Origin of the sequence: Janthinobacterium sp. TND4EL3, from assembly GCF_900156175.1 — a bacterium.
In the GTDB taxonomy this organism is placed as follows: Bacteria; Pseudomonadota; Gammaproteobacteria; order Burkholderiales; family Burkholderiaceae_D; genus Janthinobacterium.
The window spans coordinates 1-23,277 of sequence record NZ_FTMV01000020.1 but is presented as its reverse complement, the minus strand read 5'-3'; the positions used below and the strand labels follow the sequence as shown (position 1 = coordinate 23,277).

Below are 23,277 nucleotides of genomic sequence, written 5' to 3'. Positions count from 1 at the left end.
GGCGCTACATGCACATCCAGAAGCGGTTCGCCAGGTCGAGCATGAAGTCGGGCCGCAGATAGGCCAGGAATACGATGGTCAGCAGCGCGGCGCCGGCAAGGCGCCACAGCCATGTACGCCAGCTGGCCATTACGCGGCCACCGGCACGCGCTTGATGGCGCGCTCGTCGACAGGCAGGTTAATCAGCGCGGCCAGCAAGCCCAGGCCGATGGTGATCATCCACACGACGTGGTAACTGCCCTGGTGCTCGTACAGATAACCACCCAGCCACGCACCGAGGAAACTGCCCACCTGGTGCGAAAAAAACACCATCCCGGCCAGCATCGACAGATGCTTGACGCCGAAGATGCCGGCGATGATGCCGTTCGTTAGCGGCACCGTCGACAGCCACAGCACGCCCATGGCGGCGGCGAACAGGTACACGGACCACGCCGACAATGGCGCCAGCAGGAATGCGGTGATGACCACGGCGCGCGTCACGTAGATGGCCGACAGCAGGTAGCGCTTGGCGATCTTGCCACCGAGTTTGCCCGCATAGTAGGAGCCGACGATGTTGAACAGGCCGATCAGGGCCAGCGCCGTGACGGCGACATTCGGATTCATCAGGCCCTGGTCCTTCAGGTAGGCCGGCAAATGCACGCCGATGAAGACCAGCTGGAAACCGCAGACAAAATAGCCGGCCAGCAGCAGCCAGAACGAGCGGGTACCAACTGCTTCGCTGAAGGCGGCGCCGACGCTTTGCTGCGGACCGCTGGCGTGCGACACGGGCGGCTCGCGCAGGTAGAAGGCCATCGGGATCATGGCCAGCAGCACCAGCGCGGCCAGCACATAAAAGGCATTTTGCCAGCCCACGGCGGAAATCAGCTGCTGCTCCACTGGCATCATCAGGAACTGCCCAAACGAGCCGGCCGCAGACGAGATGCCGAAGGCCCATGAGCGCTGTTCGGGCGGCGCACTGCGCCCGATGATGCCGCTGATGGCGCCAAAGGCCGTGCAGGCCAGCGCCAGGCCGATGAAGATGCCGGAACCGACGATGAACAGGGTGGGCTGCGTCACCAGCGCCATCCACACGAGGCCCGCCATGTAGCTGATGGCGCCGACGATGACGACGCGCATGGTACCGAATCGGTCGGCCGCCATGCCGGCGAACGGGCCGAAGACGCCCCACATCAGGTTTTGCATGGCCAGCGCCAGCGAATAGGTTTCGCGTGTCCAGCCATTCGCTTGCGAGATCGGCTGCATCCAGAAGCCCAGACCGTGGCGCACGCCCATCGCCAGGGTCAGGACGACGCCGCTGGCGATCAGGACGGTTTTCAGGCTGGGACGCGATGAGTGCAATGTCATGGAATATTCCTGCTTAGGCCTGGTCGGCACGGTAAACGAGACCGATCTGGCCGCGCATGGTGTCCAGATTATGCATGAGCGCCACGCTTTCCGCTTGCGGCATGATCGGGCTTTCCAGCAGGCCCGCGCGGATGCAGCGCATCGCTTCGATCGCTTCATGCGCGTAGCCATTGCCCAGATAGGGCGCGGCGACGACGCGGCGCGTGCCATCCATCGCTTCGACGATCAGGTGATCGGGCTTGTAAAAACGGCTGGGCAGACGGATGCGGCCCAGGCTGCCGGAAATGGTCATTTCCGTCGGCGTTTGCGCGCGCAGGCTGCAGGCGCAGGACGAGGTGCCGCCGCCCGCGTGCAGCAGCGAGAACACCACCTGCTCATCGACGCCGCTGGCGCCCAGCTCGGCCAGCGCCTGCACCTGCGATACCGGGCCGAGGAAAAAGGCCGCCATCGACAGCGGATAGATACCCACGTCGAGCAGCGCGCCGCCGCCGAGTTCCGGATTGAACATGCGGTGCTCGGGCGGAAAATGGGCGACAAAGCCGATATCGGCCTGCACCTGCCGCAGCACGCCGATTTCGCCGCTGGCGATGATGCGTTGGGCTTCCTGCACGGCGGGCAGGAAACGGCTCCACATGGCTTCCATCAAAAACAGCTTTTTCTCGCGCGCCAGCTCAACCACGGCCAGCGCTTCGCGCGCGTTCATCGTGAACGGCTTTTCGCACACGACGTGCTTGCCTGCGGCCAGGCACATCAGGGCATTTTCCGCATGCAGGGTATGCGGCGTGGCAACGTAGATCACGTCCACGCCAGGATCGTCAGCCAGCGCCTGATAGGAGCCATGGCAGCGTTCGATGCCGAATTCGGTGCCGAAGGCTTGCGCGCCGGTGCTGCTGCGCGAAGCGACCGCCGCCAGTTGCGCACCTGGCGCATCGCGCAAGCCATTGGCCATCGCGCGGGCGATCTTGCCTGTGCCGAGGATGCCCCAGCGGACCGTATGCTCCATGCTCTACTCTCTTTCTGCGCCTGCAACCTTGCGTTTCGGGCGGAACACCGCCGCGTCATTGTAAAAATCGTCGTCCTGGTTTTCGCACCAGCCGGGCAAACCGAGCACCGGCAGCGGCGTGAAGTCGGCCGTGGTGAGGCCTTGCTGCGCCAGGTCTTGCGCCACCCGTTCGTCGAGCCAGGCGCGGCGTGCCGCATCGTCCAGGGTGAAATAGGCGTCACCGGCAAAGATCACGCGCGTGTGCGCCGTGATGGCCTTGCGTGGCGCCACCAGCTTTTCCATCAGCGCATGGCCGAACAGCCATACTTCGGCGTCGCCGCCCGCGCCAAATTTCTCGCGCTGCGCGATAAACACGCTGCGCCAGTCGTGCCCGCGCAAGGCCGCTTCCAGCGCGCGCCCCGCGTCGCTGTCGCGCAGCACCAGCAAGGCAGAATTTTCATCGAAAATCGTCGCGCCATCGCGCGCCGGGCCGCGCGATTTACCCACGCCGGACAGGGCAATCTGCGCCGCCTGCAGCGCATTCAACTGCCGCTTGATGCGCGGGAAAGTCAGCCACACGAGCGCGTTGAAAAAATCGTGCAGATTGTCGCGCGTGGGCACGCCGCCCGTCGCGCCGATGAACTCTTCGTAGGCCATGCCTTCGGGCAGGTCCGCTTGCGGTACGAAGGCCAGCGGCAAGCCCGACGGATTGCGCAAGTCCAGCGCCCGCGCCCGTCCGTTCAGCGCCGCGATCACCGTCTCGCGCTGCAGGTCCAGCTGCCGTCGCGCCGGCAGCACCGTGGCAAACCAGGGGCGGGTCCAGTCTATCGATGGCAGCATGAGCGCCTAGACCATTTTCCAGTTGATCTGCTCGCCCGCGTTAAGCGGAATGACATGGCTGTCGCCCAGCGGCAGCGAGGCCGGCAAGGTCCAGCTTTCGCGACGCAAGGTGATGGTGTCCGTGTTGCGCGGCACGCCGTAGAAGGCCGGGCCGTGGAAGCTGGCGAACGCCTCCAGCTTGTCGAGCGCGCCGGCCCGTTCGAACGCTTCCGCATACATTTCCATCGCGTGCAGGGCCGTGTAGCAACCGGCGCAGCCGCAAGCCATTTCCTTGGCGCCCTGCGCGTGCGGCGCCGAGTCGGTGCCGAGGAAGAAGCGCTCGTCGCCGCTGGCGGCGGCCGTCATCAGGGCCAAACGGTGCTCTTCGCGCTTGAGGATGGGCAGGCAGTAGTAATGGGGGCGGATGCCGCCCTTGAAAATCTCGTTGCGGTTGTACAGCAGATGGTGCGCCGTGATGGTGGCGGCGATCGGGCCTTCCGCTTCGGCCACGTACTGCGCCGCATCCTTGGTGGTGATGTGCTCGAACACGACGGACAGGGCTGGGAAGGCGCTGCGCAGCGGACGCATCACGCGCTCGATGAAGACGGCTTCGCGGTCGAAAATGTCGATTTCCGGGTCCGTCACTTCGCCGTGCACGAGGAAGGGCATGCCCACTTCCTGCATCACTTCGAGTACCTTGTAGCAATTCTTCAAATCCGTCACGCCCAGGTCGGAATTCGTCGTGGCGCCGGCCGGATACAGTTTCACGGCTTGCACGATGCCGCTGTCCTGCGCGCGGCGGATTTCGTCGGGCGAGGTGTTGTTCGTCAGGTACAGCACCATCAGCGGATCGAAGTTCACGCCTTCCGGCACGGCGGCCAAAATGCGCTCGCGGTAGGCGCTGGCATCGGCCGTGGTGGTGACGGGGGGTTTGAGGTTCGGCATGACGATGGCGCGGCCAAACTGGCGCGCGCTGTGCGGCAGCACGCTGGCCATGACGGCGCCGTCGCGCAGGTGCAAATGCCAGTCATCCGGACGGGTGATGGTGATGGAATCTGGGGTGTGATCGAGTGTGGACATGGCGGCTGCTCTCAGGCGGTCATTGCGAATAGCGCCATTTTACCAGTCGCGGGGCCGTCCCGCCGGCCGGAAGAGCCGGTGCATGCTGGCCGGCAGACGGCAAAACGGCCGGTATCAACCGGCCGCTCGTGGCATCAGAACGAAGAGCATCAGGACTTGGCCGGCGCCGTTTCCTGCTTCGCCACCCAGGCGCGAATTTCGGCCAGCATCTGGTCCAGCTTGGCGCGGTCGTACACGTGACCACGGCTGACCACCAGGCGGATCTGGCGCGTGGCGCCGATATCCTGCAGCGGGTTCGCGTCGAGCACCAGCAGGTCGGCCGCCTTGCCGGCCGCCACGCTGCCGTAACGGTCCAGCTTGCCCAGGAAGCGGGGGCCGTTGATGACGGCCGACTGCAAGGCTTGCTGCGGCGTCAGGCCGTATTGCACGTACAGGCCGATTTCATCGTGCAGGGCCTGGCCCGGATAGTCGAATGAATTCAAGAAGCCCGCATCGGTGCCGGCGATGATGCTCACGCCCTGCTGCTGCAAAATCGGCAGCAGCTTTGCCGATTGCTCGAACTGCGCGTGGCGCTGGGCGATCGCTTCCGGGCCATCCTTGGCGGCGCGCTGCACGCGCCAGTCGTAGGTGGCGCGCAAGCCTTTGCCGATGTACTGCAAGGCCGGATCGTGCGTGTGGTCTTCGCGGTCCAGGTAAGCCGTCACGCGCGAGCCCCACAGGGTCGGCACGATGGCCGTGCCGCGCGCGGCCAGGTAGCTGAAAGCCTTGCGCGCCGTCGGCTCGTCGTAGCTTTGCACGCTGGCGTGCATGGCTTCCTTGCCCGTCATCGCGCCGGCGGCCACCTTGTCCGTCAGCTCCTGTTCGCGCGGCGTGGTGGCACGCAGCAGATATGATTGATGCTCGATCGTGCCCAGGCCCGCATCGGCCATCTGCTCCAATGTGAGCTGCACGGGGATATGGCCCGAAGTGCGCATGCCCCGTTCGCGTGCCTGATGCAGCGCTTCCAGGTACAGCTCCGGCTTCAGGGTGTTTTCCGTGATCTTCACGAAGTCCACTTGCTGCGCCTGCAGGCCATCGAGCGCGCGCGTGACTTCCTGCGGCGTGCCCACTTCGATGGTGCCCTTCCAAAGGGGCTTGATGCCTTCGAGCTTGGCGCCGGAGGTAAAGATCGTCGGACCTTCCAGCTGGCCCGCATTGACCTGCCGGCGCCATGCCAGCACCGTGTCGGGCAAGTCGCCCGAACAGTCGCGCACCGTGGTGATGCCGTGCGCCAGGTACAGGGGCAGCAGCTGCTTGTTCTCGTCGATCAGCTCGGGGCCGCCGCCGAAATGCACGTGCGTATCCCACAGACCCGGCATCAGGTACTTGCCAGGCAGGCGGATGGTCCGCTTCGGCGCGTAGCTGCGCAACTGCGCGTCATCGACGACGGCGACGATGCTGTCGCCCTTGAGCAGCACGGTCTTGCCCTTGACGGCGAGGCCACCGGCCACGTCGATCAGGGTGGCGTCGCGCAGGGCGATGTCGACGGCGATCTTGTCGGCCGCGTGGGCATGGGCAAGCATGCCCAGCGCCAGCATGGCGCCGGCGATGTGTTTCATGTCAGGCATTCGTACTCAACTTCAAGGTGATGGAAAATTAATGGATGATCTTGGCGAGGAAATCGCGCGCCCGGTCCGAGCGTGTCGTGTTGAAGAAGTCGTCCTTGCTGCAATCCTCGATGATCTTGCCCTGGTCCATGAAGACGATGCGGTTCGCCACGCGCCGGGCAAAACCCATTTCGTGCGTGACGACCATCATCGTCATGCCTTCCTGCGCCAGGCCCACCATCACGTCGAGCACCTCGTTGATCATCTCCGGATCGAGCGCCGACGTGGGCTCGTCGAACAGCATGGCGATCGGGTCCATCGACAGCGCGCGGGCGATCGCCACGCGCTGCTGCTGGCCGCCCGACAGCTGGCCCGGAAACTTGTCCTGCTGCGACAGCAGGCCCACGCGGTCCAGGTATTTCAAGCCCTTGGCATTGGCTTCGTCGGCACTGCGGCCGAGCACCTTGATCTGGCCGATGGTCAGGTTTTCGCGGATCGACAGATGCGGGAACAGCTCGAAATTCTGGAACACCATGCCGATGCGCGCGCGCAGTTTCGACAGATTCGTCTTCGGGTCGTTGACGGTGATGCCGTCGACGATGATCTGCCCCTGCTGGATCGGTTCCAGGCCGTTGACGGTCTTGATCAGGGTCGACTTGCCGGAGCCGGACGGGCCGCAAATGACCATCACGTCGCCCTTGGCGACATTGGTGGTGCAATCGGTCAGTACCTGGAACTGGCCATACCATTTGCTGACGTTATTGAGTTCAATCATCTTGTTCTTTCTTTTACGGTTAGCGAATGATGGCGACGCGTTTCTGCAGGCGTTTTACCAGGAACGACAAGGCATAGCACAGCACGAAATACACGACGGCGACAAACACGTACATTTCCACCAGGCGGCCGTCGCGCTGCGCGATTTTCGAGGCGGCGCCGACGAAATCGGGAATCGACAGCACGTACACGAGCGACACGTCCTGGAACAGCACGATGGTCTGCGTCAGCAGCACGGGAATCATGTTGCGGAAGGCCTGCGGCAACACGATGTTGCCCATGGTCTGCCGGTAGTTCATGCCCAGCGCCTGGCCCGCCCACACCTGGCCGCGCGGGATCGACTGGATGCCGCTGCGCATGATCTCGCAATAGTAGGCCGCCTCGAACATGATGAAGGTGATCAGCGCGGAAGAAAACGCGCCCACTTTCACCGGTTCGTTGGCGCCGATGACCCAGGCGGCGATATACGGCACCAGGAAGTAGAACCAGAAGATCACCAGCACCAGCGGGATCGAGCGTATCAGGTTGACGTAGCTCGACGCCACGCCCGAGATGATGCGGTTGCCGGACAGGCGCATCAGCGCCAGCACGGTGCCCAGCACGATGCCGCCCACCATGGCCAGCGCCGTCAGTTTCAGGGTGAAGACCATGCCGGTCTGGAACAGGTAGACCCACGAGCGGGAGATGACATCGAAGTCGAAATTGCCGAACATATCAGTGTCCTCCCGTCTTGGCGCCGGCGACGATGAAGCCGGGGATGGCGACCTTTTTCTCGATCAGGTGCATCAGTACCACGACCAGCAGGTTGACGACGATGTAGATGATGGTGGCGGCCGAAAATGCCTCGAACACCTGGAAGGAAAACTCCTGGATGGCGCGCGCGCTGGCCGTCAGTTCGATCAGGCCGATGGTCAGCGCCACGGAACTGTTCTTGATGATGTTCAAAAACTCGCTGGTCAGCGGCGGCATGATGACGCGCGCGGCCATCGGCAGCAAAATGAAACGGTAGGTTTGCGGCAGGGTCAGGCCCAGCGCCGTGCCGGCCAGTTTCTGCCCGCGCGGCAGCGCCTCGATGCCCGTCGTCACCTGCACGGCCACGCGCGAGGAGGTGAAAAAGCCCAAGCACAGCACGGCCGTGACGAACGGCGCATTCGGCAGCGACTTGACCCAGGTACCCAGGTCGGGCGGCAGCAGTTCCGGCATGACGAAATACCAGAGGAACATCTGCACCAGCAGCGGCACGTTGCGGAACAGTTCGACGTAGGCATTGGCCACGCCCACCACCCATTTATTCGGCAAGGTGCGCACGGTGCCGATCACCAGGCCCAGGATCAGCGCCATGATCCAGGCCGCACCGGCCGTGGCCAGTGTCCAGATCAGGCCGGACCACAGCGTGTCCATATACGTGCCCACGCCATCGGGAGAAATCTCCCAGAAAATGCGCCAATTCCAGTTGTAATTCATGATCATCCTTCCCGTGCAGCCCAAGGACGGCAGCCAGCCGGCCACCCGCCCCGCAAATGAATCGGGAGGCTTGCGCCTCCCGGTTTGTTACGCAATCTTTACTTTTTCCGTTTGTCCGAAGTCTTCTGCGCTTCTGGCACGGCCGCATACGCGGCCGGGTCACCGGAGTCGGTCGGATTCATGAACACGGCTTTCAATTGCGGCGGCATGGGGAATTTCAGGTTGATGTTTTTCGGCGGGATCGGCGAGGTAAACCATTTCGCGTAAATGCGGTTGATGTCGTCGCTCTTGTACAGGCGGATCAGCGCATCGTCGACCACTTTCTTGAAGGCCGGGTCGCCCTTGCGCAGCATGATGCCGTACGGCTCGACGGACAGCGCTTCCTTGGTGATTTCGTAGTCGTTCGGGTTCTTCGAGTTGGCCACTTGCGACGCCAGCAAAATGTCGTCGTTGGCTTCGGCCACCGCGCGGCCCGTTTCCAGCATCAGGAAGGACTCGGGATGATCCTTGCCGACGGCAATCGTCATGCCCAGGTTCTTTTCCTTGTTCAAAATCGTCATCTGCTTGATGGTCGACGTGCCAGCCGTGGCCACCAGGGTCTTGCCGCGCAAGTCCTCCAGGGTCTTGATGTTCGAGGATTTTTTCGACAGCACGCGGTTGCCGATGACGAACATGGTGGGGGCGAACGCCACCTGCTGCTGGCGCTCCAGATTATTCGTCGTCGAGCCGCATTCGAGGTCGATGGTGCCGTTGGCCATCAGCGGGATGCGGTTGGCCGAGGTGACGGGACTCATCACCACCTTCAGTTCGCTCATGCCCAGGTGTTTTTGCAGGGCCGTGACGACTTTCATGCACAGGTCGATCGAATAGCCCTGGTATTGCTGCTTGTCATCGAGATAGGAGAAGGGCACGGAGCCGTCGCGCACGCCGAGGGTGACGGAACCGGCTTTCTTGATCTTGGCCAAGGTGCCGGTCAATTCCTGAGCCTGGACTGGCGACATGCTGCCGATGACACCGACGCTGAGCAGCGTGGCGATGATTTTGGTCAATTTCATAAATTCTCCTGGGCGGACAAACCGGCGGTGCCGGACGAAACAACTGTGGTGCAGACGCCACCAATGGAATTAATTTTATTTCATTTTCAGCGCCGGACCAGCCGTTTTCTGCGATTGCCATCAAATAGGCGCTATGCGCGTGCCCGAATCAGCGCGGCTGTAGCATTTTTCCTACTGATTTCCCATTTCCGATTTATTTTGCCGGAGCCAAGCCCGCCAGCGCGTCGTCCTCTTCCGCCTCGTCGTCCAGATTTGCCTGCTGGCGTTGCCACATCTGCGCGTACAACCCGTCGAGCACCAGCAATTGCGGATGCGTGCCCCGCTCGACGATGCGGCCATGGTCGAGCACGAGGATTTGCTGGGCGTCGGCCACCGTCGACAGCCGGTGCGCAATGACCAGGGTGGTGCGATTCCTGGCAATGTCCTTCAGCTGCGCCTGGATCGCCTGTTCGGCCTTCGAATCGAGTGCCGAGGTGGCCTCATCGAAGATCAGGATGGCCGGGTCTTTCAGCAGGGTGCGGGCAATCGCCACGCGCTGCTTTTCGCCGCCCGACAGTTTCAGCCCTCGCTCGCCCACCATGGAGCTGTAACCATCTGGCAAGCTTTCAATAAAGTCATGGATTGACGCGGCCTTGGCCGCCGCCACGATGGCCTCCTTGCTGGCGCCCGGCTTGCCGTAGGCGATGTTGTATTCGATGGTGTCGTTGAACAGCACCGTATCCTGCGGCACGATGCCGATGGCGGCGCGCAGGGAGTCCTGGGTGACGGCGCGCAAGTCCTGGCCATCGATGGTAATGCCGCCCCCGTCGACTTCATAGAAGCGGAACAGCAAACGCGACAAGGTCGACTTGCCCGAGCCGCTGTGGCCCACCACGGCTGTGGTGGTGCCGGCCGGTATCTGGAAATTGACGTCGAACAGGATTTGCCGCTTGGCTTCATAGCTGAAATCCACGTGGTCGAAACGCACGGCCGCACCGCGCGTGACGAGCGGTTTGGCGTCCGGCGTATCGGCGATTTCGCGGTTTTCGTTCAGCAGGGAAAACAGGCGTTCCATGTCCGCCAGGCTTTGCTTGATTTCGCGGTAAATGACACCGAGGAAATTGAGGGGAATGTACAGCTGGATCATGAAGGCGTTCACCAGCACCAGGTCGCCCAGGGTCATCGTGCCGGCGATCACGCCCACGGTGGCGCGCCAGAGAATTAAAGTCACGGCCGTGGCGATGATCAGCGACTGGCCCGTATTGAGCAAGGACAAGGAAGTCTGCGATTTCACGGCTGCCGATTCGTAGCGCTGCAAGCCTTCGTCGTAGCGCTTCGCTTCGTAATCCTCGTTACCGAAATATTTTACGGTTTCATAGTTGATCAGCGAATCGATGGCCTTGGTATTGGCTTTTGAATCGAGGTCGTTCATGGTGCGGCGGAAATGCGTGCGCCAGTTCGTCACCAGCACGGTAAACGCGATGTACGACACCAGCGCCACGGCCGTGATCACGGTGAACCAGATGTCGTAATGCAAGACAAGGTAGCCGAGCACGAGGGTGATTTCCACCAGGGTCGGCAGGATGTTGAACAGGGTGTAGGAAATGAGCGAGCCGACGCTGCGCGTGCCCCGTTCGATATCGCGCGTCATGCCGCCCGTCTGGCGGTTCAAATGAAAACGCAGGGACAAGGCATGCAGGTGGCGGAACACTTGCAGGGCGATGGTGCGCACGGCCCGCTGCGTGACCCGGGCGAACAGGAATTCGCGCAGTTCCGTAAACAAGGTGGTCGACAGGCGCAGCAAGCCGTAGGCCACCAGCAAGCCCACGGGCAGCACCAGCAGCGCTTGCGGATGCGCGGCCGTGATCGTCATGGCGTCGACGAGTTTTTTCAGGATCAGCGGCACGCCCACGTTGGCCAGCTTGGCGCCCACCAGGCATAGCAGCGCCAGCAATACTCGCCATTTGTAGACCCACAGGTACGGCAGCAAGGTCTTGATGGTGGCGAAATCGCTGTGGCTGGCGGAAGCTGGCGAGCGGGGCGGAGGGGGAGTCTGGGAGCGGCGCATGGCGAAGGTCGGCTTTTTATGGTTCAATCGCAGCAATTGTAGCCTTTCATGAGAATAAAAGATGAGCACCTCCCCCGACCGCCCCGACAACTGCCTCGCCTCCGGCCTGCCCGCCGGAAAAATGCCCGAACTGCGCATGATGCCCGCGCCATCGGACGCCAATGTGTACGGCGACGTCTTCGGCGGCTGGATCATGGCGCAAGTCGATATCGCCGGTTCCCTGCCGGCCACGCGGCGCGCCAACGGCCGTGTCGCCACCATCGCCGTCAATTCCTTCGTCTTCAAAAACCCCGTGTTCGTCGGCGATCTGCTATCCTTCTACGCCGATATCGTCAAGGTCGGCAACACCTCGATCACCGTCAATGTCGAGGTGTATGCGGAGCGCAACCGCCTGCAGGCCTGCATCGTGAAAGTCACGGAAGCAACCCTGATCTACGTGGCGACGGACTCCGACCGCAAGCCGCGCAAGGTGCCGCCCATCGAGACCTTGTTGTCGCAATAATCTGACGTTTTATTTTCAGCCGGTATGGATAGCCAGCGCCGCATCTTCCTGCACAGCGCTGCGCGCATAGTCTCGCTGGCCGCCGCCGGCACCATGCTGTCCGGTTCCAGCGCCAGCGCCGCCACGCGCCTGAACGGCACGGCTTATCCGTTTTCACTCGGCGTCGCCTCCGGCTCGCCCTTGCCCGATGCGGTCGTGCTGTGGACGCGCATCTGCTACGACCCGCTGCAGGCCGCTGCCACGCCCGCCATCGCCCTGAACGTGCGCTGGGAAGTGGCCGAAGACGAGGCTTTCCGGCGCATCGCCGCCAAGGGACAAGCGACAGCCACGCCGGCGCTCGCGCACAGCGTGCATGTCGACGCGGGCGGCCTGGCGCCCGGCCGCTGGTACTGGTACCGCTTCATGCTGGGCGACGCCGTCAGTCCCGTGGGCCGCACGCGCACGGCGCCCGCCGCCGATGCCCTGCCCGCGTCGCTGAAGCTGGCCGTCGCCTCGTGCCAGCACTGGGAATTCGGCGCGTATGCGGCGCACCGGCATATCGCCGCGGCAGCGCCCGACCTGGTGGCCTTTCTCGGCGATTACATCTATGAATGGGGGCCGTACCAGCTGCAGCACCCGGACCGGGCCATGCGCACGCATGAAAGTTTCAGCCTGGACGAGTACCGCGCCCGCTATGCGCAATACAAGAGCGACCGGGATTTGCAGGGCGCGCACCTGGCGGCGCCGTGGATCGTCACCTGGGACGACCATGAAGTGGCCAACGACTACGGCAACGACCGCGACGAGTTGCTCACGCCCACCTTCTTGCAGCGTCGCGCGGCCGCCTACCAGGCGTTTTATGAACATATGCCGCTGCGCCTGCTGCCGCTGGGCAGAAGGGGCTTTGTCGACATGCGCATCTACCAGCGCTACGACTGGGGCCGCCTGGCACGCTTCCACGTGCTCGACGACCGGCAATACCGTGCCTACCATGCGTGCGCCAAGCCGGGCCGCGGCGGCTCGAATTCCGTCACCACGCGCAACTGCCCCGACTTGCTGAAACCGGGCCGCACCATGCTGGGCGAAGAACAGCAGCGCTGGCTGCAAGCCGGGCTCGATGCTTCTCCCGCGCACTGGAATATCCTGGCGCAGCAAACCCTGATGGCGCAATCGAGCCAGGTGCCCATCGTGCGGCCCGGCGACGAGCGCGTCTGGACCGACGGCTGGGATGGCTACCCGATGGCGCGCCAGCACCTGCTCGACGCCTTGCGCAGCAGCCAGGCCCGCAACCCGCTGGTGCTGTCGGGCGACGTGCACACGTTCTATGCCACGGAACTGAGCCGCAACGCCATGCGCCCTACCGGCAAGGATAATCCCGTGCTGGCGACCGAGTTTTGCGGCACCTCAATCACGTCGAGTTCCCGTCCGCAGGCGCGCACCGAGCAGTATGTGGCGATGAATCCGCACATCCGCTACGGGCGCAGCGACAAGCGCGGCTATATATTGATGGAAATCACGCCGGAGAAGACGACGACCCTGTTCCAGGGCCTGGAGAATGTGCGCGACAGCGCATCCGGCATCGCGACACTGGCCCGCTTTACCGTCCAGGACGGCAAGGCGGGATTGCAGAGTTAAAGCCTAGGCAACCTTCTTTTCGTCGCGTAATTGACGGCGCAAGATCTTGCCGACGTTGGTTTTCGGCAATTCATCGCGGAACTCGATGTATTTCGGCTTCTTGTACGCTGTCAATTCATGCTTGCAATGCTCGCGGATCTGTTCCACCGTCAGGTTCGGATCCTTGCGCACGACAAACACTTTCACGGCTTCGCCCGAGTTGGCGTCCGGCACGCCGATGCAGGCGCATTCGAGCACGCCCGGGCACGATGCGACCACGTCTTCCACCTCGTTCGGATACACATTGAAGCCGGAAACGATGATCATGTCTTTCTTGCGGTCGACGATCTTCACATAGCCGCGCTCGTCCATGACGCCCACGTCGCCCGTCTTGAAATAGCCGTCGGCCGTCATCGACTTGGCCGTCTCGTCCGGACGCTGCCAATATCCCGCCATCACTTGCGGGCCGCGCACGGCGATTTCGCCCGGCTCGCCCAGCGGCACTTCCACGCCGTCATCGTTCAAAATGGCCACTTCCGTCGACGGGAAAGGCAAGCCGATGGTGCCCGTAAATTCCGTGATATCGACGCGGTTGCCCGTCACCACGGGCGACGTTTCCGACATGCCATAGCCTTCGATCAGCGGGCAGCCCGTCAGTTTCAGCCAGCGTTCGGCCACGTTGCGCTGCAGGGCCATGCCGCCGCCATTGCACACTTTGTAGCTGGAAAAATCGAGCTTGGCAAAGTCGGCATTGTTCAGCAGCGCGTTGTACAGAGTATTGACGGCCGGGAAGACGACGATCTTGTGCTTGCTCAATTCCTTGACGAAGCCGGGGATGTCGCGCGGATTCGGAATCAGCACGCACATGCCGCCCAGACGCATGCCCATCAGGGCGCTGACCGTCAGCGAATAGATGTGATACAGGGGCAAGGCGCACATGAAGCCCATCGACGTGGCGCGCATTTCCTTGGTCATCACGGGCGCCATCCACGCCTCGTTCTGCAGCACGTTGGCAATCACATTGCGGTGCAACAACATCGCACCTTTCGACACGCCCGTCGTACCGCCCGTGTATTGCAGGAAGACGATATCGTCATGGCCCTGCTCTACCGGTTTCAAGGTCAGGCGCGCGCCTTCGGCCAGCATCTTGTTGAAGCTGATGGCGGTCGGCAAGGAAAACGCGGGCACCATTTTCTTGATCTTGCGCACGACGAAATTGACGATCGTCCCCTTCAAGCCGCCCAGCAAGTCGCCCATGGTGGCAACGATCACGTGCTTGACCTGGGTATGCGGCAGCACCTGCTCGACCGTGGTGGCAAAATTTTCCAGCACGATGATCGCTTCGCTGCCCGAATCGATCAACTGGTGCTGCAATTCACGCGGCGTGTACAGGGGATTGACGTTGACCACCGTGTAGCCGGCGCGCAGGATCGCCGCCATGGCGACCGGGTATTGGAGCACGTTGGGCAGCATGATCGCCACGCGCGCGCCCCGTTGCAAGCCCTTGCTTTGCAGCCAGGCGCCCATCTGCAGCGACAGCTTGTCGAGTTCGCGGTAGGTAAGGAATTTATCCATGCACACGAAGGCATTGCGGTCCGCATATTTCTGGAAGGACTCCTCCAGCAAATGCGTGACGGAACGGTATTGCGTGCAGTCAATCTCTGCGGGAACGCTGTCCGGGTACGACTTCAACCAAATCTTGTCCATCTCGCCTCATCTTTATCTGTAAAAGGGATGCGCCTCCTGGCGCATCCACATTGTTTATGCTGCTATCTTTTTCTCGTCGCGCAGGGCGCGACGCAAAATCTTGCCGACGTTGGTCTTCGGCAGTTCATCGCGGAACTCGATGTATTTCGGCCGCTTGTAGCCCGTGAACTGCTCCTTGCAATATGCAGCCAGCACTTCCTGGGTCAGGTTCGGGTCCTTGCGTACGACAAACACTTTCACGGCCTCGCCCGAGTGTTCATCAGGCACGCCCACGCAGGCGCACTCGAGCACGCCCGGATGGGCGGCGATGACGGCCTCGACTTCGTTGGGATAGACATTGAAGCCGGAGACGAGAATCATGTCTTTCTTGCGGTCAACGATCTTCACGTAGCCACGCTCGTCCATGATGCCCACGTCGCCCGATTTGAAGTAGCCGTCCGGCGTCATGACCTTGGCCGTTTCATCGGGACGGTTCCAGTAGCCGCTCATCACTTGCGGGCCGCGGATGGCGATCTCGCCCGTCTGGCCCAGCGGCACTTCCTTGCCGTCATCGTCGAGAATGGCGATGTCGGTCGATGGCACGGGCAAGCCGATGGTGCCGGAAAACGCCGTACTGTCGGCGCGGTTGCAGGTGGCAACAGGCGACGTTTCCGACAAGCCATAGCCTTCGATGATGGACACGCCCGTCACCTGCAGCCACTTGTCGTTGACGGCCTGCTGCACCGCCATGCCGCCGCCATTGGCGATCTTCAGGCCCGAGAAATCGAGCTTGGCGAAATCGGGGTGATTGACCAGCGCGTTATACAGCGTATTGACCGCCGGCAACAAATTGAATTTGTATTTGCCCAGTTCCTTGATCAGGCCCGGGATATCGCGCGGATTCGGGATCAGGATATTGAGCGCGCCCACGCGCGTGCCCCACATGGCGCACGCCGTCAGGGCAAAGATATGGTACAGCGGCAAGGCGCAGACGATAATCAGTTGCTCCTGGCTGTTCTGGTCGAGCGCCGCGCCCGACCACGCTTCGCTTTGCAGCACATTGGCGATCACATTGCGGTGGCTCAAGGTCGCGCCTTTCGACACGCCCGTCGTGCCGCCCGTGTATTGCAGGAACGCGGCGTCGTGGATGCTCAGCTCGACGGGCGTGAGTTTCATGCGGCTGCCCAGCGCCAGCGCCTGCTTGAAACGCATGGCGTTCGGCAGGGAATACGCGGGCACCATCTTCTTGACGTTACGCACGACAAAATTGACGATCATGCCCTTCAAGCCACCGAGCATCTCGCCCATGCTGGCGACGACGATGTGCTTGACGGCCGTCTTGCTCAGTACTTGCTCGACCGTATGGGCGAAGTTTTCCAGCACGATGATCGCTTCGCTGCCCGAATCGTTGAGCTGATGTTCGAGTTCGCGCGGCGTATATAAAGGATTGACGTTGACCACCGTGTAGCCTGCGCGCAGCACGGCAGCAATGGCCACGGGATACTGCAGCACGTTCGGCATCATCAGGGCGACCCTGGCCCCTTTTTTCAGGCCGCGGCTTTGCAGCCATGCGCCCAGCTGGCGCGAATAGGTGTCGAGTTCGGCGTAGGTGAGAAATTTGTCCATGCAGACATAGGCATTGCGGTCCGCATATTTTTGAAACGCTTCTTCCAGCAGATGCACCAGCGAACGATATTGATCAGGATCGATGTCGGCGGGGACGCCGGGAGGGTACGACTTCAGCCAAATTTTTTCCATCCTGTGCCTCTTGTCTCGAATCATCGTGGGGGAGCCGGCGCACCTTGCCGACGCGGATCATTGCTGCGGATTCTGTCGTCCGGCAGTCAGTTTGAGCATTCTGACGAGCAATTGCTCTATGCTACTAATGCGATGCTATCGGGCGCCGCGCTTCCATGCAAGCGCTTTCAACAGTATTCGAGCGGCAACTCTAGGGGTATTTTATGCTGCATTGCAGCATGATAAATACGCTGTTACCGAATCGCTTGCCTCGGCGTACTGGACAATCTTTACGGGTCAGGGGCTGGACAATTGTTCCAGCGCATGCCTGCGCTCAGGCTTGTCGAGTTGGGACATTGTGTGCACTGCAGCATAAAAAGCACGAAAGTTCTTTTTTTCTTCCAGCAATTTTTTGAAGGCAGGCAAAAATTCATTGTAGGTGGAGATGGAAGCCAGGTGCGCATTGCTCAAGGGCTGCTCGAACCAGCGGTCGTAACCGGCAAAACCACCCCAGTTTTTCTTCAGTGCCTGATACGCGTCTTGCAACGCCGCAAACACCTGCACCTTGCGCGCGCGCTTGTCTGCATCGCTGGCCTCGCTCGCATACACGGCTTCCAGTTCCCCCCGATACTCCAGCAGCAGGGCGAGAAAATCCTGGCGCCGCGCCGTGTACTGGGCGTAGGCCGTGCGCATGGCATCATTGCCTTCATGCGCCAGCCAGCGCTGCACGCCCGCCTCTTCGACGGCGCTGGCAAACGATTCGTTGAAGGCCGAATCGCCGGGCACGTACACCACCTGGTGCGCCAGCTCATGGAAAATCAGGCGCGCCAATTCCGCATCGTTGTAGTTGATAAAGGTCGACAGCAGGGGATCGTCGAACCAGCCCAGCGTGGAATAGGCGGGCACGCCGCCCACCTGCACGTCGTAATGCTGGGCGCGCAACTCGTCGGCATAGGCGAGCGCCTCATCCTTGCTGTAATAGCCGCGGTAACTCACGCAGCCGGCGATGGGGAAACACCATTGCAGCGGCTGCAGCGACAGTTCCGGCGTGGCCACCACGTTCCACAGCACGAAGGGGCGCCGCAGGGCCGCGTAATTCTTGTAGCTGCCATTGTCCGGCAAATCCAGTTCGCTGACGGCAAAGCGGCGGATCTGCTGCGCCTTGGCCAGGCGCACTTTCAGGCGCGGTTCGGTGGCCGGGTCATCGAGCCAGGCATCGACGGGGCGCGCGCCGGACCACAGCGCATATTGTCCCTGCGCCGCCTGCGTGTAGTAACGCAGCTGCGTGCAGCCGCCCAGCGGCAGGCACAGCACGCCGACAAGCAGCCGGGCCGGCCAGCGCGCCATGTCAGGCAACCTTTTCCACTTCGACCAGCGTATCGTAGAAGGTCGGCGCGCGGCCCATGTCCGTCAGGCGCTGGCTGGTCACCTCATTGGCGTTCTTGCCGTCGCTGGCGAGCTTTTTCCACCACACGGACAAGCCCACCACCAGGCCTCGTCTCGCCTTGTCCGTGACCCTGGCCTTGGCGACAAAACTGCCGCGGTCATTGAAGATGCGCACCATGTCGCCGGCCGCGATGCCGCGCGCGGCACTGTCATCCGGGTGGATGTCGAGGTGCGGCTCGCCTTCGGCCGCACGCAGGCTCTTCACGTTCACAAAGGTGGAATTGAGAAAGTTGCGCGCCGGCGGCGAAATCATGGCCAGCGGGAAGCGCGCCGCCAGCGCGGGATTGCTCGCTGGCGATTCGTGCGGTGCGATATACGTGGGCAAGGGATCGAGTCCCGCCTGCGCCATGGCCTCCGAATACAGTTCACACTTGCCCGATGGCGTGGGGAAACCACCTTCGGCAAAGGGCGCCTCGGGCATGGCCAGTTTTTGCCAGCCCGTGCGTTTCAGCGATTCCCAGTCGAAATGCACGGCACGCGCATCAGTACTGTCGAACGCCTTGGCCGCCAGCGCATCGTCGCTTTCCTGGAAGCACGGGTCATCAAAGCCCATGTATCGGGCCAGCAGGCGGAAAATTTCCGTGTTCGCCTTCGCTTCGCCCAGCGGCGCCACGGCCGCGTTGTTTGCCATCATGTACAGATGCCCATAGGTGGAGTGCGCATCGACATGTTCCAGCTGCGTGGTGGCGGGCAACACGATGTCGGCGTAATCGACAGTATCGGTCTGGAAGTGTTCGAGCACGACCGTAAACAGGTCTTCGCGGGCAAAACCCTGCGCCACTTTCGCGGAATCGGGCGCCACGGCCAGCGGGTTCGAGTTGTAGACGATCACGGCCTCGACTTGCGGGCCAAACTCGGGCGAGCTTTCTTTCAATAAATCGTCGCCGATGGTGCTCATGTTGATGGTGCGCGGCGTGCCTTTGAGCAAATCTGGGCGCTGCAGGGCCTTGCGGTTGACGGGGAAGGAACCAGAGCTCGACAGTTGCATGCCGCCCGCCGGATGGCGCCACGCGCCCGTCAGGGCCGGCAGGCAGGCGATATTGCGCACGGCCATGCCCCCGCCATGCACGCGCTGCACGCCGTAGTTGGCACGGATGGCGGCGCCCTCGCCGGAACGGCAGGCCTGGCCATACAGGCGCGCCAGTTCCACCACTTCCGTGGCCGTGATGCCGCACACCTCGGCCACGCGCTCGGGCGGCCATTCCAGCGCGCGCTGCCGCAAGGCCTCGTAACCAATAGTGTAGCGCTCGATGTAATCATGATCGAGCATATCTTCCACGATCAAGACATGCATCAAACCCAGCGCCAGGGCCGCGTCGGTACCCGGCAGCAAGGCGATATGCTGGTGGCATTTTTCAGCTGTCAGCGAACGATAGGGGTCGATGGCGATCAGGGTGGCGCCATGGCGCTTGGCTTCCTGGGCACGCATCCAGAAGTGCAGGTTCGAGGCGATCGGGTTGCCGCCCCAGATGATGATCAACTTGGCGTTCTGGAACTGCTCCATATCCGTGCCGATGCTGGCGCCCACCGTGTAGCGGTAGCCCGTGGCGCCGGCCGAGGCGCAGATGGTGCGGTCCAGCAGGGAAGCGCCGAGCTGGTTGAAAAAGCGCGAGGACATCGATTCGCCCTGCACCAGGCCCATGGTGCCGCAGTAGCTGTACGGCAAGATCGCCTGCGGATCGCGCGCGGCGATCGGTTTCAGGCGGGCCGCGATGGTCTGCAATGCGTCGTCCCAGCTGATGGGCTCGAACTTGCCTTCCCCTTTCTTGCCCACGCGGCGCAGCGGCGTCAGCAAGCGGTCCGCATGGTAGGTGCGCTCCGTGAAGCGCGACACCTTGGTGCACAGCACGCCGGCCGTGGTCGGGTGGTCGGGATCGCCCTTGACAGCGGTGGCCACGCCATCGGTCACCGTGACCAGGAGGGCGCAGGTATCGGGGCAATCGAGCGGGCAGGCGGCGCGCACTTGGGTGGTGGTCATGGTGCAATCCAAAAACGTTGGCGGAAGGCGATACTGTAAACCATTCCGCGCGCTAGCTGTTGGCGTCAGGGCAAGCTGGTCCGTGCGCTGGATTTACCCCGCAAACAAGGGCTACAATGCATTATTAGCCGCGCATGTTTTTGATCAAACAGACGCGGTCCGGCGCGCCCTACATGGCTGCGCGCCAGCATCCACAGGAGAGTTCCATGAAACTAGTTGATCCGATCTTGGCGTTTCAATCCGAGCTGCAAGGCATCCGCCGCGACCTGCATGCGCACCCCGAACTGTGCTACGAAGAACAGCGCACCTCGGACGTGGTCGCCGCCAAACTGACGGAATGGGGCATTCCCGTGGTACGCGGCCTGGGCCGCACTGGCGTGGTCGGCATCATTCAGAATGGCACTTCGAAACGCGCCATTGGCCTGCGCGCCGACATGGATGCCCTGCCCATGCAGGAAATGAATACCTTCGAGCATGCGTCGCGCCACCCGGGCAAGATGCACGCCTGCGGCCACGACGGCCACACGGCCATGCTGCTCGGTGCGGCCCATTACCTGGCGCAGCACCGCCATTTTGATGGCACGGTCTACCTGGTCTTCCAGCCGGCGGAAGAAGGCGGCGCCGGCGCGCGCGAAATGATCGCAGACGGCTTGTTTACCCGCTTTCCCATGGACGCCATCTACGGCATGCACAACTGGCCAGGCGCGGAAACGGGCACCCTGAGCGTGGTGGAAGGCCCGATGATGGCGTCAAGCAATGAATTCCACGTCACCGTCAAGGGCAAGGGCGCCCACGCGGCCCAGCCCCACAAGGGCATCGACCCCGTGATGGTGGCCGTGCAGATCGCGCAAAGCTGGCAAACCGTCATCACGCGCAACAAGAGCCCGCTCGACACGGCCGTGCTGTCGATCACGCAAATCCACGCAGGCAGCGCCACCAACGTGATTCCCGACGATGCCAGCCTGGTCGGCACCGTGCGCACCTTCACCACGCCCGTGCTGGACCTGATCGAAGAGCGCATGCGCGACATCGCCGTGCACACGGCGGCCGCCTTTGGCGCGGAAGTCGAGTTCCACTTCAAGCGCAACTATCCGCCGCTGGTCAACCATGCCAAGGAAACGGCGTTTGCCGTCGACGTGATGAAAAGCGTGGTGGGGGCCGACAAGGTCAACGCGAATGTCGAACCGACCATGGGGGCGGAAGATTTCGCCTTCTTCCTGCAAGAAAAAGCCGGCTGCTACATCTTCATCGGCAACGGTGACGGCGAGCACCGCGACGGCGGCCACGGCCTGGGGCCGTGCGTCTTGCACAATGGCAGCTACGACTTCAATGACCAATTACTGCCCATCGGCGCCAGTTTCTGGGTCAAGCTGGCCGAAGCGAGCCTGCCCGTCGCTTGATTCAGCTCAACTTATCCGGGGCAATGCCCAGGCGCTGGCCCGGATTCAACGCTTCCAGGGCCAGCAAGGCCGCCGCATGGTCGGCCGTCGGGTGCGTGGTCGCCAGTGTTTCATAGCGCTGCGTCACCAGTTGCGTCACCGGCAAGGTGACGTGGGCCGCCTCGGCCGCCGCGAGGATGTTGTGCATGTCCTTGATCTGGCTTTTTACCTGCCCACCGGCAACAAAGTTACGTTCCAGCATGCGCTGGCCATGCACCTCCAGAATCTTGCTCTCGGCAAAACCGCCGCGGATGGCCGCCCGCATGGCAGCCGCATCGGCGCCGGCCGCCCGGGCCAGCAGCAGGGCTTCGGCCACGATGTTCAGGGTGCCGCCGACGATCAGCTGATTGCACAGCTTGGCAACCTGACCACTGCCTGGTGGGCCCACCAGGGTCGGCCGCCCCATGGCCGACAGTATCGCTTCAACCCGGGCGTAATCGCTGCTACTGGCCCCGGCCATGATGGCCAGCTTACCCGCCTGCGCCCCGCCAACCCCGCCCGATACGGGTGCGTCGATGAAACCATGGCCTGCAGCATGCAAAGTGGCATGAAGTTGCTGGGCTTCCGATTGCCTGGTGGAACTCATGTCGATCCACAGCGTCCCTGCGCGCAAGGCCGGCAGCGCCTCCTGCAGCACCATTGCTACGATGGGACCGGCTTCCAGCATGGAGATGACCACGTCCGCAGCACTGACAGCCTCAGCGATGGAAACGGCCGGCTGCGCCCCTGCCGCACACAGGACTTGGGCCTTGCTGTGCGTGCGATTCCAAATTGTGACAGAATATCCAGCGCGTAGCAGGCAGCGGACCATCGGATCCCCCATCAGACCGATACCGAGAAATGCAATTTTTGTAGAGAATGTCAATTGAACCCCTGAGATCAACAAGCGGCGAGAGCGGCATGCGGAAAAGCTGCCTGCACGGACAAGACAATAGCCTATCGGCCAATTTTACGATGAAAGCCTCTATGTTCTTCAAGAAGAATCTCCTCAAATCCATCGCCGCCATTACTGCGCTGATGGCAGCCAACGCCGGCTTTGCTGCTGACGACAAGCTGATCGACTCCGTCTATGGCGAATATGCCAAGGGGGTGAAGGTGCAAATGCTGCGCGCTGGCGTAACGTCGAACTGGGATAAGGCCTGGTTTGTATCGAATGGCACGCAGCTCAGTGGTTACTGGGATGCCAGCATTGGCGGCTGGGATGGCAAGAGCTATCGCAACGTCCCGGGCCAGCATCAAAAACTGTGGGATCTGGGCTTTACTCCCGTCTTCCGCTTTGAAAACACGAATAAGCTGGGTTTCTATGCGGAAGCCGGCATTGGCGTACACATGCTGTCCAAGCTGTACGACAACGATGATAACCGCCTGTCGACCCACTTCCAGTTCGGCGACCACATCGGCGTCGGCTATGTGTTCAATAACAAATGGGAAGTCGCTGCGAAGATCCAGCATTTCTCGAACGGTGGCTACAAAAAGCCGAATAGCGGCGTCAATTACATGAACGTCAAAGTCGCTTATCACTTTTAATGGACTTGATAAATGACAAAGGCCGCGCGCAGCGCTGCCTTTTTTTCGTCCGTACGCCGTGCAGGCGCGGCAATCTGTGGACGTAAAAAAACCCCCACCGGATCACCGATGGGGGTTTTTTCGAATAACAAGCCTGACGATAACCTACTTTCACACTGGTTGCAGCACTATCATCGGCGCAAAGTTGTTTCACGGTCCTGTTCGGGATGGGAAGGGGT

Annotated in this window: 21 protein-coding genes; 5 read left to right on the top strand and 16 right to left on the bottom strand. The window is 62.1% G+C overall.

The features are described from left to right. Positions 1-4: 4 nt before the first annotated feature. The 11 genes from BXA07_RS31700 to BXA07_RS24695 all read right to left on the bottom strand — a co-directional run bounded on the left by BXA07_RS31700 (position 5) and on the right by BXA07_RS24695 (position 11,151). Positions 5-130, bottom strand: coding sequence for a hypothetical protein (locus BXA07_RS31700; protein ID WP_280175076.1), 126 nt, complete (start codon positions 128-130; stop codon positions 5-7). Then, a complete protein-coding gene (locus BXA07_RS24740) occupies positions 130-1,344 on the bottom strand; it encodes an MFS transporter (protein WP_083708517.1) in 1,215 nt (404 codons plus the stop codon). Before BXA07_RS24740 ends, BXA07_RS31700 begins: the two co-directional genes overlap by 1 nt. 13 nt (positions 1,345-1,357) lie before the next feature. Further along, positions 1,358-2,347 carry a Gfo/Idh/MocA family protein gene (locus BXA07_RS24735; RefSeq protein ID WP_076571837.1) on the bottom strand — a complete coding sequence of 330 codons (990 nt, stop codon included), beginning with the start codon at positions 2,345-2,347 and terminating at the stop codon, positions 1,358-1,360. A 3-nt stretch (positions 2,348-2,350) separates the two neighbouring features. Continuing rightward, entirely contained in the window at positions 2,351-3,166 is an 816-nt protein-coding gene (locus BXA07_RS24730) for a DUF3025 domain-containing protein (protein WP_076571835.1), read from the bottom strand. A gap of 6 nt (positions 3,167-3,172) precedes the next feature. After that, positions 3,173-4,225, bottom strand: a complete 1,053-nt coding sequence (gene pyrC, locus BXA07_RS24725) for a dihydroorotase (RefSeq protein WP_070290804.1) — start codon at positions 4,223-4,225, stop codon at positions 3,173-3,175. A 149-nt stretch (positions 4,226-4,374) separates the two neighbouring features. Continuing rightward, positions 4,375-5,823, bottom strand: coding sequence for an amidohydrolase family protein (locus BXA07_RS24720; RefSeq protein ID WP_244556398.1), 1,449 nt, complete (start codon positions 5,821-5,823; stop codon positions 4,375-4,377). Positions 5,824-5,860: 37 nt separating this feature from the next. Next, complete coding sequence (locus BXA07_RS24715; protein ID WP_076571831.1) at positions 5,861-6,586, bottom strand: amino acid ABC transporter ATP-binding protein; 726 nt, start codon at positions 6,584-6,586, stop codon at positions 5,861-5,863. A 19-nt stretch (positions 6,587-6,605) separates the two neighbouring features. After that, positions 6,606-7,298, bottom strand: a complete 693-nt coding sequence (locus BXA07_RS24710) for an amino acid ABC transporter permease (protein WP_076571829.1) — start codon at positions 7,296-7,298, stop codon at positions 6,606-6,608. 1 nt (position 7,299) lies between these two features. After that, on the bottom strand, positions 7,300-8,049 hold the full coding sequence (locus tag BXA07_RS24705; protein ID WP_076571948.1) for an amino acid ABC transporter permease: 750 nt from the start codon (positions 8,047-8,049) through the stop codon (positions 7,300-7,302). 98 nt (positions 8,050-8,147) lie between these two features. After that, positions 8,148-9,104, bottom strand: a complete 957-nt coding sequence (locus tag BXA07_RS24700) for an amino acid ABC transporter substrate-binding protein (protein ID WP_076571827.1) — start codon at positions 9,102-9,104, stop codon at positions 8,148-8,150. 193 nt (positions 9,105-9,297) lie between these two features. After that, positions 9,298-11,151: an ABCB family ABC transporter ATP-binding protein/permease gene (locus BXA07_RS24695; RefSeq protein WP_076571946.1), complete on the bottom strand. Its 1,854-nt coding sequence runs from the start codon at positions 11,149-11,151 to the stop codon at positions 9,298-9,300. A gap of 136 nt (positions 11,152-11,287) precedes the next feature. On the opposite strand from BXA07_RS24695, the gene BXA07_RS24690 reads away from it, so the two are divergent. Together BXA07_RS24690 and BXA07_RS24685 are read left to right on the top strand one after the other, a co-directional pair. Continuing rightward, complete coding sequence (locus BXA07_RS24690; protein ID WP_244556400.1) at positions 11,288-11,653, top strand: acyl-CoA thioesterase; 366 nt, start codon at positions 11,288-11,290, stop codon at positions 11,651-11,653. A gap of 24 nt (positions 11,654-11,677) precedes the next feature. After that, entirely contained in the window at positions 11,678-13,267 is a 1,590-nt protein-coding gene (locus BXA07_RS24685; RefSeq protein ID WP_083708516.1) for an alkaline phosphatase D family protein, read from the top strand. Positions 13,268-13,270: 3 nt separating this feature from the next. Here BXA07_RS24685 and BXA07_RS24680 read toward each other — a convergent pair whose 3' ends face one another. From BXA07_RS24680 to BXA07_RS24665, 4 genes are all read right to left on the bottom strand, one after another. Next, complete coding sequence (locus tag BXA07_RS24680) at positions 13,271-14,953, bottom strand: long-chain-fatty-acid--CoA ligase (RefSeq protein WP_076571823.1); 1,683 nt, start codon at positions 14,951-14,953, stop codon at positions 13,271-13,273. 54 nt (positions 14,954-15,007) lie between these two features. Next, complete coding sequence (locus BXA07_RS24675; protein ID WP_076571821.1) at positions 15,008-16,690, bottom strand: long-chain fatty acid--CoA ligase; 1,683 nt, start codon at positions 16,688-16,690, stop codon at positions 15,008-15,010. Between the two features lie 276 nt (positions 16,691-16,966). Then, entirely contained in the window at positions 16,967-18,016 is a 1,050-nt protein-coding gene (locus BXA07_RS24670) for an aminopeptidase (protein WP_076571819.1), read from the bottom strand. Position 18,017: 1 nt separating this feature from the next. Next, positions 18,018-20,093, bottom strand: a complete 2,076-nt coding sequence (locus tag BXA07_RS24665) for a molybdopterin-containing oxidoreductase family protein (protein ID WP_076571818.1) — start codon at positions 20,091-20,093, stop codon at positions 18,018-18,020. Positions 20,094-20,299: 206 nt separating this feature from the next. Here BXA07_RS24665 and BXA07_RS24660 point away from each other — a divergent pair, with 206 nt between their 5' ends. After that, positions 20,300-21,493: a M20 aminoacylase family protein gene (locus BXA07_RS24660; RefSeq protein ID WP_076571942.1), complete on the top strand. Its 1,194-nt coding sequence runs from the start codon at positions 20,300-20,302 to the stop codon at positions 21,491-21,493. A gap of 1 nt (position 21,494) precedes the next feature. On the opposite strand, the gene BXA07_RS24655 is transcribed toward BXA07_RS24660, so the two are convergent. Next, complete coding sequence (locus BXA07_RS24655) at positions 21,495-22,379, bottom strand: NAD(P)-dependent oxidoreductase (protein WP_280175077.1); 885 nt, start codon at positions 22,377-22,379, stop codon at positions 21,495-21,497. An 11-nt stretch (positions 22,380-22,390) separates the two neighbouring features. On the opposite strand from BXA07_RS24655, the gene BXA07_RS24650 reads away from it, so the two are divergent. Then, positions 22,391-23,059 (top strand): acyloxyacyl hydrolase, encoded by a 669-nt coding sequence (locus BXA07_RS24650; RefSeq protein ID WP_244556396.1) that lies wholly within the window; start codon positions 22,391-22,393, stop codon positions 23,057-23,059. A 12-nt stretch (positions 23,060-23,071) separates the two neighbouring features. Beyond that, positions 23,072-23,277: hypothetical protein (locus tag BXA07_RS31150; protein WP_212592364.1), on the top strand; the 206-nt coding region annotated here is incomplete at its 3' end.